Source organism: Cryobacterium sp. PH31-O1 (assembly GCF_030063455.1).
Lineage (GTDB): Bacteria > Actinomycetota > Actinomycetes > Actinomycetales > Microbacteriaceae > Cryobacterium.
On sequence record NZ_JASITB010000009.1, the window covers coordinates 98931 to 117276 of the forward strand.

An 18346-nucleotide genomic window follows, 5' to 3' on the forward strand; every position below is an offset into this window, starting at 1 on the left:
AGGCTTTGTGCGTGTGTGGTGGTGCTGGTGGGACCGGCCGGCGACTGGATCAAGTCACCGGCCGGGTGAAGCGGATCAGGTGTTTCTTAGAGCACGGTGCCGGTCGTGAAGGTCCACGTACTCGTCACCAGGGGGTTTCCGATCAGATCTCGAACGCTCGTGTTGCCACCGGTAATGGTCACCCGGTACTGCACGTTCGAGGTCAGGGTCACCGAGGGGTTGATCGTCAGCACGTTGGTGGTGGCGTTGAACGCCGCTGCCGATGTGACGACCGCCCCGGTGGAGACCCGGGTGATCCGAACCGTGGTCGCGCTGACTCCGGTGATGTCTTCACTGAAGGTCGCGGTCACGTTGGCGTTCCGGCGCACCGCGGTGGCTCCCGCTGCGGGAGTCCTCGTGGTGATCGTCGGTGCCGGACCGGTGATGAACGACCAGGTGCTCGTCGCCATCGTGTTGCCGGCCGCGTCACGGATGCCCGAGAGCGTGGCCGTGTAGGTGCGGTCGGTGAGCAGTGTCACACTCGGGTTCAGAGTCGCGACTCGTGTCGTGGCGTTGTACGAAACCACGGCTGCAATCACCGTGGTACCGCGCCGCAACACGAACGTCGTGCCGCTGACCCCGGTGACCGGTTCGCTGAACGTCGCCGTCAGGTTGCCGGTCTGGCTGATCGAGCGAGCATCGGCTGCCGGTGTGCGTGCGGTCACCGTGGGAAGCACGAAGTCCGTACGCGGTGTGACAACCGCCGAACGAGCGGATGCCGCTCCGGTACCGACTGCGTTGATCGCGGCGACATCGAAGGTGTATCCGGTTCCATTCGTGAGCGACCCGATCACCGCGCTGGTGACGTTAGCCACCGTCGTGGTACCCGTGGCCGTCGCGCCCGCTCCGATGAAGGTGCGAACCCGGTAGCCGGTGATCGGCGCCTGGTTGGCCACCGGCGCCGGGGCGGCCCAGTTCACAGTCGCCGAGGCGTTTCCAGCGACCGGGGTTCCGATCACTGGAGCGCCAGCGACCACCTGCACTACCGGGGCTGTCGGCGTGACCACTACCGAACGAGCCGAGGCAGGTCCGGTGCCGACCGCGTTGATCGCGGCGACATCGAAGGTGTACCCCGTTCCGTTGGTCAGTACCGTGATAGTCACGGATGACTGGCTGGCGACATTCGAGGTGCGGGTTGCAGTGGTGCTCGCGCCGACAAAGGTGCGAACGCGGTAGCCGGTGATCGGTGCCTGGTTGGCCACCGGTGCGGGGGCCGTCCAATTGACGGTCACCTGAGCGTTACCAGCGACCGGGGTTCCGATCGTCGGAGCGCCAGCGACCACCTGCACCACGGGAGCCGACGGAGTCACCGCGTTGGACGAAGCCGAGAATGCGCTCGTTCCCTCCGCGTTGGTCGCCGAAACCTGGAAGGTGTAGCTGGAACCGTTGGTCAGCCCGGTGACAACCAGGTTGAACGCGGTGCCGGCGGCGGTGCGCAGGGCGCCCACCTGTGCTCCGGCCGAATCGAGCACCTTCACCGAGAAGCTGGTGGGGATGCCGGTCAGTGATGCGATCCAATCAACGGTGGCCTGCCCATTACCGGCAACTGCGTTGACGGCGGTCGGGGTTCCCGGGGCTACGGTGTCGCTGAACTGCAGGCGTTCGACGTTGCGCAGGGTGTCAGTGCCATCGGTACCGCGGTTGTCGAGAACCGTGGTGGTCGATCCCGCCGAACCGAGAGTGCCGTCGCCACCGGTGGTGGTGACCTCGTAATCGCTGGTCAAACCTGAGAACTGTGCGGTGTCGGTGCCGCCAGATCCGGACAGGATTTCGCGGACTGTGACGATGTTGCCGGGGTCGACAACTCCCGCAAAGACCGCTTCCTGCAGTGTCTGACCGGTGAGGTTACCGGCGCCATCGCGCAGGTACTGGCTCGCCATGGCGGTCTGCCCCGCATTCTCGACGCTGGCACTACCAATCTCGGTCGCCGGGTCGCTCGGATTAGTCCGAACGCTCAGTCGCACATTGAGGTAGGCGTCACCGTCGATGATGTCATCGGCGCCACGGCCCTCGATCAGGTCGCTGCCGCCGCCACCCAGGAGGATGTTGCCATCACCCCAGACGTTGGCGCCAGTGAGAATCGGGCAATCATTCGATGCCGACTGCGCGACGACCGCACTCAACGGAGTGGCCAGTGGTGGTACCAAAGCGTCCAGACCGTCAATCCGGTTAAGGCCGTCCTGATCCAGCACGTCACACCCGATGAAGCCACCACCGCCAACGGCACTGGGAACAACGTCGTCGCCACGAAGGATGTCATTGAGGTTTGCGCCAGAGAGCGCCTCAGCCTCGTTGAACTTGTCGCGAACTCCAACCTGAAGGACACCTAGCGCCGGGAATGGCAGCGCGAGGTCCGCATCCTGTGGCTGCGGGTCTCCAAGGCCGATCTCCCAGTCATAGCCAGAACCGCCGGCGACCTTTTCGATTCCGGGGCCAGCAAGACCGACGTCATCGCCGCCCTCCATGTCGTAGTCGTCGTCACCGCCCTGGCCGATGAGGATATCGGAACCGGGCTTCTGGGAGTCATCCAGGAAGAACAGGTTGCTGCTATCTCCGATCAATAGGTCTGGCTGATCGCCGCCCTCCTCCCAGTCGTCGCCACTGTCTCCGAGGGCTTCATCGATGCCCTCGCCCAGAATGATGAAGTCGTCACCGGCTCCACCGAAGGTCACGTTGGCATTGGCTCCACCGTTGGTGAAGTCATTGCCCTCGCCACCCATGACGATGTCAAGACCCGGACCGGCGTTGATCGCGTCGTTGCCGGGACCGCCCTTGGACACATCATCGCCCCCAAGGTCGGTGAGGATGTCGTTGCCTTCGCCACCGAGTGCGACGTCGGCACCGCCACCACCCTCGATGATGTCGTTACCGGCACCACCCCAGAAGGTGTCGTTATCGTTGCCGCCGAACATCCGGTTGACTCCGAGAGCGCCGTTGTAGACGCTCTGGCCATTGATACCGGCCGGGTCGAGGCTGTTGCGGGCGCGGTATTTAATGGTGCCGTCGGGCATACGAATCAGCAGTGCCGTTTCGTCACAGTCCGAGTTCACGTCATTTGCGACCGTGTTGCCGAAGGTTGCATAGCCCGCGGCCGTTCCAGCCAAATTCTTCAACTCGAACTTGCAATCAGCAGTCGCAAACGCATCGGCCTTCAGGGTATGGGCGGGGGTGTTGCGCATGATCATCTCGGCGAACGAGTTGCCCTCGAGCTGGGTGCGCAGATTCATGCCGGGTGTGCGCGCCAGGTAGTACAGGCGGTCACCGTTCTGCAGTTCAGTCAGCTGGTTCTCAAACACGTAGTTGAACGTGGTTCCCAACAGACCGCCGAACGGTGTCGTCACCTCGGCGAGGCCACCAACCCACAGGTCGATGTCATCGACTCCAGTGACCGAGTGGGTTCCGGTGTTGGCATACGCATCGGTGCTGTTCATGAACGCTGCAGCATCGGCGGGTGAAACCTCGCCAGCCAGCACATTGGGGGCAACGATCAGCCGTGCGGCCTCACGCTTTCCCGCCATGGTGCCCTCTCCGGTGATCGACGGGTGCTGCCCGTACGCAGCGACAAAGTTGACCAGCGAGGTGGGGTTCTTGAGGTTTTCACCAAAGTCGACCCAGCTGATGTACGGCTTGAGCGCGCCATCATTCGTCGAGTTGAACAGCTCCCGGCGAAGAACGTTGAGCGTCGAGATGCCCTCCGAGCGAGCGCGCGTCATGTTGATCGCCGCAAGGTCCAGGGGAAGACCGAGCAGGTTGTTGCGCAGGGTGTCGGTGACAAACTCATCGAGTTCGTTTGCGACCTGATCGGACATGCCCATGATCACGCTGCTGGCCGCCTGTTCGGAGGTCAACTCACCGGCCGGACCGCCATCGGTGTACGACGGTGGGTTCAGGAAACCGTCGAGCAATGACACGTCGTTCTTGCTCCCAAGGATGTCGTCGGAAGTTCCGTAGACACCATCGGCGCCGACCCGGTCCTCGTTCGTACGCGAGATCGTCTCGGTCAACATGGAGTGACCGAAGCGATACACCGCGTGAGCGAACTCGGCCTTGATGGCCGGGTTGATCTCGGTCTGAGTGAACGCAAACGGCTGGAAGGGGTTGATCCCCGGCTGAACCTTGCGCGCAAACTCCTCAAAGACGAGGTGCTGGTATTCCATTTCTGTGATGAAGCGAGCCGCCTGGAAGATGCGCTCACCGTTCCAGCCGTCTGCTCCGCCAGCCAGCTTCCACTCGGCCAGGGCCGCGATGCCTTTGGCTGACGTGTCGTTGGTGAGGGTGTTCTCGATGTCAGCAACGAGACGGTCGTGCTCGGAGTGGAAAATCTGGTGAACCGCGGTGAGGCCAATGTTCTCGTTGACCCGTCCATCCCCTGCGATGAAGTGCGCGTTGAGCATTTCATCGTCGTAGGTACCGGCGGGCTGGTTGGCGAAGTCGGCACTGGCGGTGTTGTTGAGGTCAGGCGAAAGTCCCGTCTTCGGCTCGGCATTGTGCGCGATGTCGGTTAGGAACGGAGTGTCGAAGTAGAGCACGTTGCTCGGCACGGGCACCGGGGCGCTGATATTGCCTTCGACCATTCCGGTCGCTGTGACGTACATCGGCAGGTTGCGATCTGGCCCCGGGATGAACTTGCCATAAGCGTCAACAGCCATCTGCGGAACGTTGAGCACGTCCTTGTCTTCGAGAAGGAGCCCGAGAAGGCTAGCCGCCTGAGCCTTGGTGGTGGCCCAGGTAGCCATGCCACCAGCCGTCGGGCCGGCGGGACCGCCGAGCAGCTTGCCGGTCGAGACCGGAAAGCCAGCCGAGTTGTTGACATACTCGCGCAGGAACAACTGGTGCGAGGCGTGCGAGGTATAGGTCTGGCTCTGATCGACCCAGGGTGAGTCGGTGTTGACCGCGTCCTGGACGTCATCCGCTGTACCGAGGGCGCCATCGGCACCTGGCTGATTCTGCCCACGGGTGAGCACCATGAACGCCTGGTTGGCCGGAACTTCGTCGCCGTTACCGACGATGCCGTCCGGACCGGCGACCCGGAGCGGGTCATCAGACTTGAGCGGCACGAAGACGGTTCCGCCGCCCTTTACGGTCTGGTCAACGCCGTGGTCGAAGAACTGACCGAACAGGGTGAACAGGGAGTTATACGGCGGCGAGAGGCCGACATCCGTAGTGACATTAGGAATGAACAGGGTCTGGCCAGCCGGCACGCAGCCAGCGGGCACGCCTGCGGGCTGGGCCGGCGTCGGGTCAGTCGTGCAGGGCACGACGCTTTCGCCGCCCTGAGCACGCACGGGGAATCCGGCTGCCGCGATGGCCGAAGGGTTCGTGGAGGTCTGGTCTACGATCAAGTTGCTGACGATGCGGGGGTCGGCGTCGAAGACGTTGCCGCTCTTCTGCTGGTACGACGAGGGGCCGGTTGGCCCGAAGCCCGGAAGCACCGGGTCAGCGTCGCGGAACGATGTCGTCGTCAGCCGCGGGAACACTTGGTCTGCCGCGCCGAAGGTCTCCTGGCCGGGCTGCAGGTTGTTGCAGGAACCGTCGACCGTGCGCAGTCCGAGCGAGAGCAGCGGGCTGGCAATTTGGTTAGCACCGGTGCCGACGAGCGCACCGCAGGGGCCGGTCGCCGAGGTGGTATTGGCCACGTGGGCTTCGGCGATCTTGATCTGCTTGAGAATGTAGGCGAGATCCGAGGCGGTAACCGCGAAGCCCTGGCCGACCGGGGCAACCGCCGCCTGGGCCGGGAGTGCGGCCGAGAGGCCCAGCCCCGCATAGAGCACGGCGGCCATGCCAGCCGCCAGCATGCGCATGGGCTTTCCGAAGACTTTCCGCGGTCTGCCACTGTCCGGAGAAGGGGGACTACCTCGCATCCCGGTTGTACTGCGACTGCTGCGAACAATTCCTTTGCCTTCGAACCTGCTCATGACGCACCTATCTCTTCAGGGTGAGCGAATGCTGTAAGAGTGCGATGTGGGCCTTATGGAAACCTTGTGCATTCCCCGCGACGTCCGCCCCCTCTACTGCGGACGGGGCCCAGGCCCCGTCCCGGGGCCCAGGTTATAAACTGGGCCCACGTTCCGGGCCCGGGCCCCGTCCACGTTTTCCCGGCGGGTACGACGGCCGCCCACCGTTCCGTGCTAATTTCGCCAGATCATGTCTGATCTGCCTGCCCCCTCCGAACTGCCCAATTTCGCCCTTCCTCAGGCCGCGCGGCAAGCGGATGCCCGCAGCCGCGTCGCCGTCGCCGACATCGCCGTTGGCCTGTTCCAGGCCCAGGGCTATGAGGCCACGAGCACCGCGCAGATCGCCGCCGCTGCCGGCGTGTCCCGCAGCACTTTCTTTCGCCAGTTCCGGTCGAAGGACGACGTGATCTTCGCCGACCATGATGAGCTGCTCGAGCAGATCGGCGACTATTTCTCCGCCGAACACGACGACCCCTGGCTGGCCGTCTGTACGGCAGCGGCGCTCGTATTCGAGCGGTTTCGGGAGCGCCTTGAGATCGTGCGGGTGCGCGACCTGCTGGTGCGCCAGACATCCGTTCTGCGTGACCGGGAAACCGTGATGGTGTCGCGCTATGAGAAGACCTTCTCGGCCTTTCTGCGGCGCGTGCTGCCGGGCGTCGACCCGGTGATCGCGATTCAGTTCGCGGCCGCCGTGACCGCCACGCACAATTTTGAGCTGCGCCGCATGATTCGCGCCAACGACTCAGAACGGATGCCCGATTCGGCCGGCCTCGCCGCCCAGCTTCAAACGGTGCGCCATCGCTTCGCCCCCGTCGTCGCTCGACGCGAAGCCGCCGAAATGCCCGCCAGCGACCTGCTCGTCGCGGTTTTTCCCGCGTCGGCACTGCCAGAGAGTGTTGCCAAGGCGCTCGAGAAGCAGCTCCGCTCTCTAACGCTTTGACACTAAGTGTCACTTGACGTGACACTCCGTGTCAGGTAGAACTGTAGTCACGCCCGCAACCGTGAAAGGCACTGATGCCCGATTACGATGTCTCCGCCCCGCTCGACACCGACTACTACGGTGTCTTCGCCGATGTTCCCGACGCCGATCGGGCGTTCTGGAGCCGGGCCCGTACCTTCGCGGTCGAAACGCTCGACGAACTAAGCGAGGCCTGGGATAAGGCCGAGTATCCGCTGCACCTCGCCCGCCGCCTGGGTGAGCTCGACCTGCTCACCGACGGAGTCGTGGGGCCGGGGCTCACCCCGATGTCCCCGCTCGCCGCCGGGCTCGTGAACATGGAAATCTCCCGTGGCGACGGCTCGATGGGTACCGTCGTGGCCGTGCAGGGAGGACTCGCCCTGCGCAGCATTGCCATGTTCGGCAGCGACGAGCAGAAAGCCACCTGGCTGGTTCCTCTCGCCCGGGCCGAAAAGCTCGGCGCTTTCGCTCTGACCGAACCGGACCACGGCTCGGATTCGGTGGCCCTTGAGACCACCGCGCATCGTGACGGCGACGAATGGGTCATCAACGGCGAGAAGAAGTGGATCGGCAACGGATCGGTCGGCGACGTGACCGTGGTCTGGGCCCGCGACGACGACGGCAACGTGCGCGGCTTTCTGGTCGACCAATCCCTGCCCGGATACCACGGCGAGACGATGCTCGGCAAAGGCTCACTGCGCGCGGTGCACCAGGCCCGCATCACCCTAACCGACGTGCGTATCCCGCTCGATGCCGTACTCTCAGGCACGCACACCTTCAAAGACACCGCGGTCGTGCTGTTCGCCACCCGGCTCGGCGTGGCCTGGTCGGCGCTCGGACACGCCACGGCGGTCTTCGAAGCCGCCCTCAACTACGCTCAGCAACGGGTTCAGTTCGGCAAACCGATCGCCGGATTCCAGATCGTGCAGGAGCGGCTCACCCTCATGCTCTCCGAGCTCACCTCGATGCAGCTGCACTGCATCCGCCTGGCCGAGCTCGACGCCGTTGGCACCCTGCGGCCGATCCAGGCCAGCCTCGCCAAGTTCCACAACACCCGCGCGGCCCGCTCGCTCGCCTCGCTCGCCCGCGACATGCTCGGCGGCAACGGCATCCTGCTGGAGAACCACGTCATCCGGCACCTGGCCGACATCGAATCAATTCACACCTATGAGGGAACTGAGAGCATCCAGTCACTGCTCATCGGTCGCGACCTGACCGGGGTCAGCGCCTTTCACTAAGCCCGCACTTCCATAGATTTTTTCGGACAAAGGAGTCCCACGTGATTGACCTGACGACATTATTGAGCAGCACCGGCACCCCCAACGACTCACCGCTCACGCCAATGCGATTTCTACAGCGCAGCGCCGAAGTATTCCCGGGCAAGGATGCAATCATCTACGGCACCAGGCGTTATACCTACCGGGAATTCTTTAAGGCGGCCGAGAAGCTCGCGCACGCCATCCGTTCACGCATTTCCCCGGGCGACCGGGTTATATTCCTCGCGCCGAATATACCGGAGATGCTCATCGCCCACTACGCCGTTCCGCTCGCCGGCGGAGTGCTCGTCGCGTTAAATTCGCGGCTCGCCGGACCGGAGGTGCACTACGTTCTCGAGCACTCCGAGGCAACTCTGTTGTTCATCGACGCCGAACTCGTCGCCGGGGTCGGCGACGCGTTCGCGGCATCCGCTGCTTTGAAGGGCATCATTGAAATTGCCGACGGCGAGTTCGGACTCACCGAGAGTGGCGTAAAGGTCGGCCAGCAGACCTTCGAATCATTCCTGGCCGAAGCCGACAATGACGGAGCCGATCCACTGGCCTGGGAAGTCACCGACGAACGCTCGGTCATATCGATCAACTACACCTCGGGCACGACCGGCAAGCCCAAGGGCGTCATGTACTCCCACCGCGGCGCCTACCTCAACTCCTTCGGCGAGATTTTTCACAACAAATTCACGAGCGACTCGGTGTACCTGTGGACGCTGCCAATGTTCCACTGCAATGGCTGGTGCACGCCGTGGGCGGTCACAGCCGCCGGTGCCACCCACGTCTGCCTCCGCACAGTGCGGGCCGAAGCGGTCTGGTCGGCCATCGACACCCTCGGCGTGACCAACCTGTGCGGCGCTCCCACGGTGTGCGGCGTCATCGCCAACGCGCCGATGAAGCACGTGCTCGACACCCCGCTATCAATCACCACGGCCGGCGCTCCGCCGTCGCCGAGCGTGATTGAACAGCTCGACGCGCTTGGCATCACGGTCGTGCACGTGTACGGCCTCACCGAGGTCTACGGCCCGTACACGATTTGTGAATACCAGCGCGAGTGGGATGACCTACCCGCCGACGAACGTGCCCGCAAGATCTCTCGTCAGGGCGTCGGCATGGTTCAGGCGGAATCGGCGCGCATCGTCGACTCCGCCATGACCGATGTTCCCGCCGACGCGCAAACCATCGGCGAGATCGTGCTGCGCGGCAATAACGTCATGCTCGGCTATTTCAAAGACCGGCAGGCCACAGCGGATGCCTTCCGTGGCGGCTGGTTCCACACCGGCGACCTCGGCGTCATGCACCCAGACGGGTACATCGAAATCAAGGACCGGGCCAAGGACATCATCATCTCCGGCGGGGAGAACATCTCCACCATCGAGGTCGAGAACGCGATGCTCAGCCACCCCACCGTGCTCGACGTCGCCGTGGTCGGCATGGCGCATCCGAAGTGGGGCGAACGGCCCAAGGCCTACGTGGTGCTGCGACCCGACTCAATGGTGACCGAGGTCGACCTGCTCACCCACACCCGCTACCTGATAGCCGCGTTCAAGGTCCCCGACTATGTAACCTTCGTCGACGCCCTGCCACGCACCGCCACAGGCAAGGTCATGAAGGTCGTGCTGAGGGAACTGTCAGAGGACGCCACCGCGATCTGACCGGTCGACACACAACCGCACCAACTATGGTCGTTTGGATGCTTAGCGAAAATCAGTCAGAGGGATTCGTGCGGGTGCGCGGCGCCCGCGAGAACAACCTGCGCAACGTGGACGTCGATGTGCCCAGAGACGCCATCGTCGCGTTCACCGGCGTCTCGGGCTCCGGCAAGTCGTCGCTCGCCTTCGGCACCATCTTCGCCGAGGCGCAGCGGCGCTTCTTCGAGTCGGTCGCGCCCTACGCCCGCCGCCTCATTCAACAGGGGCACACCCCGCACGTCGACGAGATCACCGGGCTGCCGCCAGCCGTCGCCCTGCAGCAGCGCCGCGGAACACCGAGCTCGCGCTCGAGCGTCGGCACGGTCACGACCCTGTCCAACTCGCTGCGCATGATGTATTCTCGGGCCGGCATGTATCCAGGGGATACTGCCGCTCGCCTCGAATCCGACTCCTTCTCGCCGAACACGGCGATGGGCGCCTGCCCGCGCTGCCACGGCCTCGGACTGGCGCACACCGTCAGCGAGGCCTCCATGGTGCTCGATCCCACTCTCAGCATCAGGGACGGCGCGATCGCGGCGTGGCCCGGCGCCTGGCAGGGAAAGAACCTGCGCGACATCGTCGCGGTACTCGGCTACGACATCGACCGGCCCTGGCAGAACCTGACCCGCGCCGACCGCGACTGGATTCTGTTCACCGAGGAACAACCGGTCGTCGAGGTGGTGCCGCAACGCGACCGCATCGCCAAGCCGTACCAAGGCCGGTTCTGGAGCGCGAAAAGTTTCGTGCTGCACACTCTCGCAGACAGCAAGAGCCCGAACGTGCGTCAGCGGGTGCTGCGCTATGTCGACACCGGCCCCTGCCCCGACTGCGGTGGCAGCGGTCTTAAGCCCGAAGCCCTCGCCGTGACCGTGGCCGGCCAGTCGATCGCCGAGCTCAATGCCCTGCCGATGACGGCCCTGGCCGAGGTGCTGCGCCCGATCGTGGCCGGCAACGAATCGACCGAAGTGGCCGTCACCCTGGCCGGCGATCTGCTGCGCCGCATCGACGTGCTGCTCGAACTGGGCCTCGGCTATCTGTCCCTCGGCCGCTCGACCCCGACCCTCTCTCCGGGCGAGATGCAACGGCTGCGCATCGCCACCCAGCTGCGCTCTGGCCTGTTCGGCGTGATCTACGTGCTCGACGAGCCCTCGGCCGGCCTGCACCCGGCCGACGCCGAGCCGCTGCTGCTCGTGCTTGAGCAGCTCAAGCAGTCGGGCAACTCGGTCTTCGTGGTCGAACACAATATGGACGTCGTGAGAAGCGCCGACTGGGTCGTCGACGTTGGCCCTCAAGCCGGTGAGGGCGGCGGCGAGGTGCTCTACAGCGGTCCGACCGCTGGACTCGCCGAGGTCGGGAGTTCTGTCACGCGAGAATACTTGTTCACTGCGGAGCGTGAGCCGGTGGTGCGGGGTGAGCTGCGGCATCCGCTTGGCTGGTTGGGCCTGACCGACGTGACCCGGCACAACCTGAAGGGTCTCGACGCGCAGATCCCGCTCGGAGTGTTGACGGCGGTCACCGGAGTAAGTGGTTCGGGCAAGTCCACGCTGGTGAGCCAGGTGCTCGCCGAGGCCGTGGGGCGGCACCTGCATCCAGACCCCGATGACGTGCCAATGCTCGATCTCGCCGATGCCGACGCCGAGATCGAGCTGGCCGAGCGCTCTGACACGCCCGCGGTGACCGGGCTCGAGGCCGTCGACCGGCTGGTGCAGGTGGATCAGAAGCCGATCGGGCGCACGCCCCGCTCCAACCTCGCCACCTATACCGGCCTGTTCGACGCCGTGCGGGCCACCTTTGCCGCCTCCGACGAGGCCCGCGCGCGCGGCTTCACCGCCTCACGGTTCTCGTTCAATGTGGCCGGCGGCCGCTGCGAGACCTGCCTCGGGGAGGGTTTCGTGGCCGTTGGACTGCTCTTTCTGCCGGGCAGTTACGCGCCCTGCCCGGACTGCGGCGGGTCGCGCTACAACCCCGACACCCTCGAGGTGACCTACCGCGGCAAGAACATCGCCGAGGTGCTCGGCCTCACAGTGGATGCCGCGCTCACCTTTCTCACCGACGTCACCTCTGCCGCGCGCAGCCTCGACACCCTGCGCGAGGTGGGCCTTGGCTACCTGCGGCTTGGGCAGCCGGCCACCGAGCTCTCCGGCGGCGAAGCGCAGCGGATTAAGCTCGCGACCGAGTTGCAGCGCGCCCGCCGCGGCCACACGCTTTACCTGCTCGACGAACCGACGACCGGGCTGCACCCGGCCGACGTCAAGCTGCTCTTGCTGCAGCTCGGACGCCTCGTCGATGCCGGAAACACCGTCGTTGTGGTCGAACACGAAATGGACGTGGTCGCCGCTGCCGACTGGGTGATCGACCTCGGCCCCGGTGGCGGAGACGCCGGCGGCCAGATCATCGCCGCCGGCACCCCCGAGACGGTGGCCGCGCACGTGACGAGCCGCACGGCCCCTTACCTGAAGCTTCGCCTGCCCTAACGGGAGAGCGAGAGAGAATCGGTCACGCTGCATCCGGTCTATCGCAACGATTTCGTCGTCGTGCGGCGGTCCCTGAATACCGATCCGGGCATCCGTCGGCTGCGCGATCTGGTTGCGGCCTCCGCCCGCCGGGTCTTCGTACAACGCGGCGTTCCGCCCAATTTTTCGGCGCAGGAATAATTCACGCCCCGCAGAACGCTGCACCTACAGGCGCACAGAGCGAACCGGCCCGGCGGCGCACGGCCGCTCAACTTCGTACGCTCCCTTTTTCGCACGACCGTCAGGACCAGCAATGACCGCATTAGACACCGCCAAGCCGATTCTCAGGGCCGAGTCGCCCCCCGAGGCCAAACGCAATCAGTTGGTGATTCGGCTTCTCCTGGTCTCCGCGTTCGTCGTCATTTTGAACGAGACCATCATGGGTGTGGCCCTGCCGCACCTCATGGACGACCTGAGCATCACCGCCACCGCCGCGCAGTGGCTGACCACGGCGTTCATGCTCACGATGGCCGTGGTTATTCCGATCACCGGTTTTCTGATCCAGCGTTTTCACACCCGGCCGGTCTTCATCGCCGCAATGACGCTCTTCAGCACCGGAACCCTGATCGCTGCGCTCTCGCCCGGCTTCGAGATGCTGCTCCTGGGTCGCATCGTGCAGGCCAGCGGAACGGCCATCATGATGCCGCTGCTCATGACGACGGTCATGACGCTCGTCGCACCGGCGTCCCGCGGCAAGACCATGGGAAACATCTCCATCGTCATCTCGGTAGCCCCGGCGATCGGCCCGACCATCTCGGGTGTGATCCTCAGCGTCCTCGACTGGCGCTGGATGTTCATCCTCGTGCTGCCGATCGCCGTCTGCTCACTCATCCTCGGCGCCTCGCGCATCCAGAACGTGACGACGCCGCGCAAGGTTCCCCTCGACGGGCTCTCCGTCATTCTCTCGGCCTTTGGCTTCGGCGGGTTCGTCTACGGGCTGAGCAACCTGGCTGGGGCCTCCGCAGCTGGCTGGGTGCCGCTCGGCATCGGCCTGGTCGCCCTAGCCCTGTTCGTGCTGCGCCAACTGCAGTTGCAGCGCACCGATCGCGCCCTGCTCGACCTGCGCGTGTTCAGCTCGCGCACCTTCACCCTCTCGATCTCCATGCTCAGCATCAGCATGCTCGCCCTGTTCGGCACCATCATCCTGCTGCCGCTGTATATGCAAAGGGTGCTCGGCCTGACGGCCCTGGAAACCGGGCTCCTGCTGCTTCCGGGCGGCCTCACCATGGGTCTGCTCGCACCGTTCGTTGGCCGCATCTACGACCGCCGCGGCCCAACCCTCCTGCTGGTTCCTGGATCGATCATGGTCAGCGCCGCGTTCTGGGCGATGACCATGATGGGCGAAACCACCCCGCCGTGGATGCTGCTGATCGCCCACATCGGCATGAGTGCCGGCCTCTCCCTGCTCTTTACACCACTGTTCACGTCGGGTCTCGGCTCCCTCAAGCCCAGCCTGTACTCCCACGGCAGCGCGGTTGTCGGTACCATCCAGCAGCTCGCCGGCGCCGTCGGAACGGCCCTGTTCATTGCCGTCATGACCTCGCAGTCGGCCGCGCTCATGGCGCAGGGCGTTTCCGAGATCTCAGCGACGGCCTCGGGCATTCGCGGCGCATTCCTGTGCGGCGCCATCATCTCACTGTTCGCGATTCCGGCGGCGTTCCTCGTGCGGCGCCCGCCGCTCGGCGACGCGGTTGAGAGCGCTCCCGTCAGCGCGCACTGAGTCAGCGGATGCGCTGGGCCAGCACCGCGGGGTGATCTGCCGGCAGACCGTGCCGCCGGCCGCCCTGCAGCAGCACAACGTTCTTCTTCTCCCAGTCGCGCAGCGCCTGGCGCAGGGGGTCGATCGCGGCGCTCTCGGCGCAGCTGCCCGCCGTCCGGCCGCAGGAACATTTCTGCGCCTCTGAGTCGTGGTGCAGCGCTTCGATGCGCCAGAGGCCGGCCATGGCCCAGTCGATCTGTCGGCGGGCCAATTCCGTGTTGCGTTCGGCACGCTTGATCAGGTCGCTCTGCAGCAGGCTCCGCACCCCGTCAATCCCGGTCGTGAACTGGCCGGCGACGACGGCGCTGAGCTCAGCGACCTGGTCGCGCAGCGTGGTCAGGTCATTGTCTCGGGCGACGAGTAAGGCATCCGTTTCGGCGATGTAGTCGGCGTGGGCGGTCTCGGAGGCCGCCCACCGAGCGGCCCACAATTGCACGTGCTCCAGGTCGCGGCGCTCTGATTTCTCGGCCCCGATGTGGTGCACGCACTTCACGCAGACCACTTGGTCGCTGCGCGAGGTGAAGTGAAACGGCTGCGGCGCGAGGCAGCACAGGCACGCTACTTCAACGTCGACGTGCAGCGGATGCGCGTGCGTCACTGTTGCCCCACCTCCCTGTTGTTCCTTCGAGAATAACCGTGCTGCGTTCGCTCACCGCGCCACCGTGTGCTTTTTTGCACGTCACCCCTGTGTGAATCGCCTTTGACAGCCACCAACGCGAAGCGCAAGCTAAGACGAGCCAGACGACGTGCACGCACGTTGTGTCAATGACGACACCAGGGGGAATCCCATGAGCACGACCAGATCCGACACTCGAAACGATCCGCAGTCCTCCGGACTGAAAAAGGTCGTTGCGGCCTCCATGGCCGGCACGGTCGTCGAATGGTACGAATTCTTTCTCTACGCCTCGGCCGCCACCCTGGTCTTCGGCACCCTGTTCTTTCCGAACGCCGGCACCGAACTGGAGGGCATCATCGCCGCCTTCGCCACCTATGCCGTCGGCTTTTTGGCCCGCCCCATCGGAGGCATCGTCTTCGGACACTTCGGCGACAAGTTCGGCCGCAAACGCCTGCTCCAGTTCAGCCTCGTTCTTGTCGGCGTCGCCACCTTCCTGATGGGCTGCCTGCCGACCTTCCAGCAGGTCGGTTACCTCGCACCCGTGCTGCTCGTGCTCTTGCGTTTCATTCAGGGCTTCGCCGTCGGCGGCGAATGGGGCGGCGCGGTTCTGCTCGTCGCCGAGCACAGCCCGCCGAAGTCGCGCGGCTTTTGGGCCAGCTGGCCCCAGTCCGCCGTGCCGATGGGAAACCTGCTGGCCACCGCCGTTCTCTTCGTACTCGCCTCGACCCTGTCCGATGAGGCTTTCCTGAGCTGGGGCTGGCGCGTCGCGTTCTGGCTCTCCGCCGTCATCGTGCTGGTCGGCTACTACATTCGCACCAAGGTCAGCGACGCGCCCATCTTTCTCAAGGCTCAGAAAGAGGTGGTCGCCGGCGATAAGGGCTACGGCATTGTCGAGGTGTTCCGCCGGTATCCGCGCGGGGTATTCACCGCGATGGGCCTGCGGTTCGCCGAGAACATTCTCTATTACCTCGTCGTGGTCTTCTCGATCACCTATCTGAAGATCATCGTGCAGATGGACACCTCTCGGGTTCTGCTCCTTCTGCTCATCGCCCACGCAATTCACTTCGTCGTCATTCCGCTGGTCGGCCACCTCTCCGACCGGGTCGGCCGGCGCCCGGTGTACTTCGTGGGCGCCCTGCTCGCCGGCACCTGGGGCTTCTTCGCCTTTCCCATGATGGACACCGCGAACGACTTCATCATCATTGTCGCGATCATGATGGGCCTGCTCTTCCACGCCCTCATGTACGCCGGCCAGCCCGCAATCATGGCCGAAATGTTCCCCACCCGCATGCGCTACTCCGGCGTCTCCCTCGGCTACCAGGTCACCTCGGTCATCGCGGGCTCGATCGCTCCGATCATCGCCGTGAGCCTGCTCTCCACCTTCGAGTCCTCGGTGCCGGTGGCCATCTACCTCGCAGCGGCCTGCCTGATCACGGCCCTCGTCGTGCTCACCCTCAAGGAAACGCGCGGGCTTTCCCTGCACGACATTGACGCAGCGGATGCCGCCGAATCGGCCGATCGTGCCGCCCAGGCCGACCTCGCCGAGGTCGGTCGCCGGTAACGCCTGGCGGGCGGCCCGATCCCACCGATCGGGCCGCCCTTTTCGCGCCGGCGGGGCATCCGCTCGTTCGTCACTCTATGAAGGCGGTCGGTCGGTTCGCGATCTCCAGTGTGATCGCCTCAATGGCGGCACGCACCACGGGCGAACGCAGCGACTCCGCCCGCACGACGGCCCAGATGGGCAGTTGACGCTGAAAGTCGGCGCGCAACACGGGCACGAATTCCGGCCGGTCGTGCACCAGAAAATTCGGCAGAAGTCCTATTCCGGCGCCGGCCTGCACCGCCTCCAACTGGGCAAACAGGCTGGTCGCCTGAAACGTCGTGGCCGGTTCCGGCAGCTCGGAGGAGCGATAGCCAAGGTCGGTCACGAGCAGGGCACTCTCGACATACGACACGAAACTGTGCAACGCAACGTCGTCGAGCGTGCGGGGCTCGCCGCGGCCAAGCAGATACTCGCGGCTGGCGTATAGGCGCAGAAAATAGTTGGTGAGAAACATCGCCTGCGCGTTGTTGACATCGTTGCGGCCGGCCACGATCTCCAGGTCGACGCCCGACCGGTTCTGGCTCACCTTGCGGGTGGCGCTGAACATTTCGATATTGATGCGCGGGTGGCTCTGCTGCAGTTTCACGAGGGCCGGCGTGACGATCTCCGCCCCGAAACCGTCGATTGTGCTGATGCGCAGCAGCCCGGAGAGCGGGTCGGTCTGACTGATGGCCGTGGCGAGCGCGCCCAGCCGGTCTTCGATCGCCTCGGCCGCACTCACCGCGTGCCGGCCCAGCTCGGTGAGCTCCCAGCCGTGCGGGCTGCGCTCGAGCGTGCGGCCGCCCAGCTCCGCATCGAGCGAGAGGATGCGCCGCGAGATGGTCGTGTGGGTGGTGCCGAGCGCCTCGGCTACCGCGTTGAAGCGCCCCAGCCTGGCCACGGTGAGCAGCACGAGCAGATCGTTCGGGCTCGGAAGCTGGTGTGAACTCACGGATTGCATCCTTTCGAGCGTGTGCATCTGCGCACATACCCCCTGTGAAATATTGCCTTGATTGCACTCTATCCGGCTGCGAGGGTAGAGGGACACAAGCAAGGGAGCTTCAAATGTCAGTAGTCGCATGGATCGGGTTGGGCAACATGGGCGGGCCCATGTCCGCCAATATGGTGGCCGCCGGCCACGAGGTGCGCGGGTTCGATCTGAATCCGGATGCCGTAACCACCGCCGTCACGGCCGGCGTCACCGCCGCTTCGAGCATCAGTGAAGCCGTCGCGGGCGCCGACGTCGTCTTCACCATGCTGCCCAAGGGTGAACACGCCCGTGCCGTGTACTTCGGCGACGGTGGCGTGCTGTCCACGGCCGACCCGGCAACCCTGCTGGTGGACTCGTCAACGATCGACATCGAGACCGCCCAGGCCCTGCACGATGCCGCAGCGGCGGCCGGCTTTCGCTTCGTCGACGCCCCGGTCTCGGGCGGCATGAGCGGCGCCACCGCCGGAAGCCTCACCTTCATGATCGGGGGCCGAGCGGATGCCGTCGCTGACGCCACCACCTTCATCGAGCCCATGGCGGCGAACATCATTCCGACCGGCGGCGCCACGACCGGCCAGGCCGCGAAGATCTGCAACAATCTCATGCTGTTCATCAACCTCGCCGCGACGGCGGAGGGCGCTGTTCTGGCCGAGCGGCTGGGACTGGACAAGCAGGTGTTCTGGGATATCGCATCCGTTTCGTCGGGCGACAGCTGGGCGCTGCGCACCTGGTATCCGATCAAGGATGTCGTCGCGACGGCCGCGTCCAACCGGGATTTCGCCCCGACCTTCACCGCAACGCTCGCGAGCAAGGACATCGGGCTGGCGATCACCGCCGCCCGCGCCACCGACACGCCGCTTGAGATCGGCGAACACGTCGCCGAACTGTTTCAGCGCCTGATCGATGAGGGCGAGGGCGGCAAGGACTGCTCCATGATCGTCAAACTCGTCGACGGCAGCCTGCACGCCTGAACCATGT

10 protein-coding genes are annotated in these 18346 nt (G+C 65.0%); 7 read left to right on the plus strand and 3 right to left on the minus strand.

Translation table 11 applies throughout. The annotated features are described in order from the left end of the window. Positions 1-86: 86 nt before the first annotated feature. Positions 87-5840 carry a peroxidase family protein gene (locus QMK31_RS16910; RefSeq protein WP_283502116.1) on the minus strand — a complete coding sequence of 1918 codons (5754 nt, stop codon included), beginning with the start codon at positions 5838-5840 and terminating at the stop codon, positions 87-89. 343 nt (positions 5841-6183) lie between these two features. On the opposite strand from QMK31_RS16910, the gene QMK31_RS16915 reads away from it, so the two are divergent. From QMK31_RS16915 to QMK31_RS16935, 5 genes are all read left to right on the plus strand, one after another. Further along, entirely contained in the window at positions 6184-6933 is a 750-nt protein-coding gene (locus QMK31_RS16915) for a TetR/AcrR family transcriptional regulator (protein WP_283502117.1), read from the plus strand. Positions 6934-7007: 74 nt separating this feature from the next. Continuing rightward, entirely contained in the window at positions 7008-8189 is a 1182-nt protein-coding gene (locus QMK31_RS16920; protein ID WP_283502118.1) for an acyl-CoA dehydrogenase family protein, read from the plus strand. A 41-nt stretch (positions 8190-8230) separates the two neighbouring features. Beyond that, entirely contained in the window at positions 8231-9871 is a 1641-nt protein-coding gene (locus QMK31_RS16925; protein WP_349361577.1) for an AMP-binding protein, read from the plus strand. 38 nt (positions 9872-9909) lie between these two features. After that, positions 9910-12381 (plus strand): excinuclease ABC subunit UvrA, encoded by a 2472-nt coding sequence (locus tag QMK31_RS16930; RefSeq protein WP_283502119.1) that lies wholly within the window; start codon positions 9910-9912, stop codon positions 12379-12381. A 292-nt stretch (positions 12382-12673) separates the two neighbouring features. After that, the gene (locus tag QMK31_RS16935) at positions 12674-14140 is read left to right on the plus strand and encodes an MDR family MFS transporter (RefSeq protein WP_283502120.1); all 1467 of its coding nucleotides are present in this window, start codon (positions 12674-12676) and stop codon (positions 14138-14140) included. Between the two features lies 1 nt (position 14141). On the opposite strand, the gene QMK31_RS16940 is transcribed toward QMK31_RS16935, so the two are convergent. Then, a complete protein-coding gene (locus QMK31_RS16940; RefSeq protein WP_283502121.1) occupies positions 14142-14777 on the minus strand; it encodes a hypothetical protein in 636 nt (211 codons plus the stop codon). Positions 14778-14967: 190 nt separating this feature from the next. On the opposite strand from QMK31_RS16940, the gene QMK31_RS16945 reads away from it, so the two are divergent. Beyond that, positions 14968-16356 (plus strand): MFS transporter, encoded by a 1389-nt coding sequence (locus QMK31_RS16945; protein ID WP_283502122.1) that lies wholly within the window; start codon positions 14968-14970, stop codon positions 16354-16356. 70 nt (positions 16357-16426) lie between these two features. On the opposite strand, the gene QMK31_RS16950 is transcribed toward QMK31_RS16945, so the two are convergent. Next, positions 16427-17338 (minus strand): LysR family transcriptional regulator, encoded by a 912-nt coding sequence (locus tag QMK31_RS16950; protein ID WP_502853473.1) that lies wholly within the window; start codon positions 17336-17338, stop codon positions 16427-16429. A 104-nt stretch (positions 17339-17442) separates the two neighbouring features. On the opposite strand from QMK31_RS16950, the gene mmsB reads away from it, so the two are divergent. Continuing rightward, on the plus strand, positions 17443-18339 hold the full coding sequence (gene mmsB / locus QMK31_RS16955; RefSeq protein WP_283502124.1) for a 3-hydroxyisobutyrate dehydrogenase: 897 nt from the start codon (positions 17443-17445) through the stop codon (positions 18337-18339). Positions 18340-18346: the final 7 nt, after the last annotated feature.

What these genes read in the sequence shown, in the direction of transcription:
- QMK31_RS16910 (WP_283502116.1), bottom strand. Translation starts at nt 5,840, where the DNA reads ATGCGCATGCTGGCGGCTGGCATGGCCGCCGTGCTCTATGCGGGGCTG.
- QMK31_RS16915 (WP_283502117.1), top strand. Translation starts at nt 6,184, where the DNA reads ATGTCTGATCTGCCTGCCCCCTCCGAACTGCCCAATTTCGCCCTTCCT.
- mmsB (WP_283502124.1), top strand. Translation starts at nt 17,443, where the DNA reads ATGTCAGTAGTCGCATGGATCGGGTTGGGCAACATGGGCGGGCCCATG.
- QMK31_RS16920 (WP_283502118.1), top strand. Translation starts at nt 7,008, where the DNA reads ATGCCCGATTACGATGTCTCCGCCCCGCTCGACACCGACTACTACGGT.
- QMK31_RS16930 (WP_283502119.1), top strand. Translation starts at nt 9,910, where the DNA reads ATGCTTAGCGAAAATCAGTCAGAGGGATTCGTGCGGGTGCGCGGCGCC.
- QMK31_RS16945 (WP_283502122.1), top strand. Translation starts at nt 14,968, where the DNA reads ATGAGCACGACCAGATCCGACACTCGAAACGATCCGCAGTCCTCCGGA.
- QMK31_RS16950 (WP_502853473.1), bottom strand. Translation starts at nt 17,338, where the DNA reads ATGCAATCCGTGAGTTCACACCAGCTTCCGAGCCCGAACGATCTGCTC.
- QMK31_RS16935 (WP_283502120.1), top strand. Translation starts at nt 12,674, where the DNA reads ATGACCGCATTAGACACCGCCAAGCCGATTCTCAGGGCCGAGTCGCCC.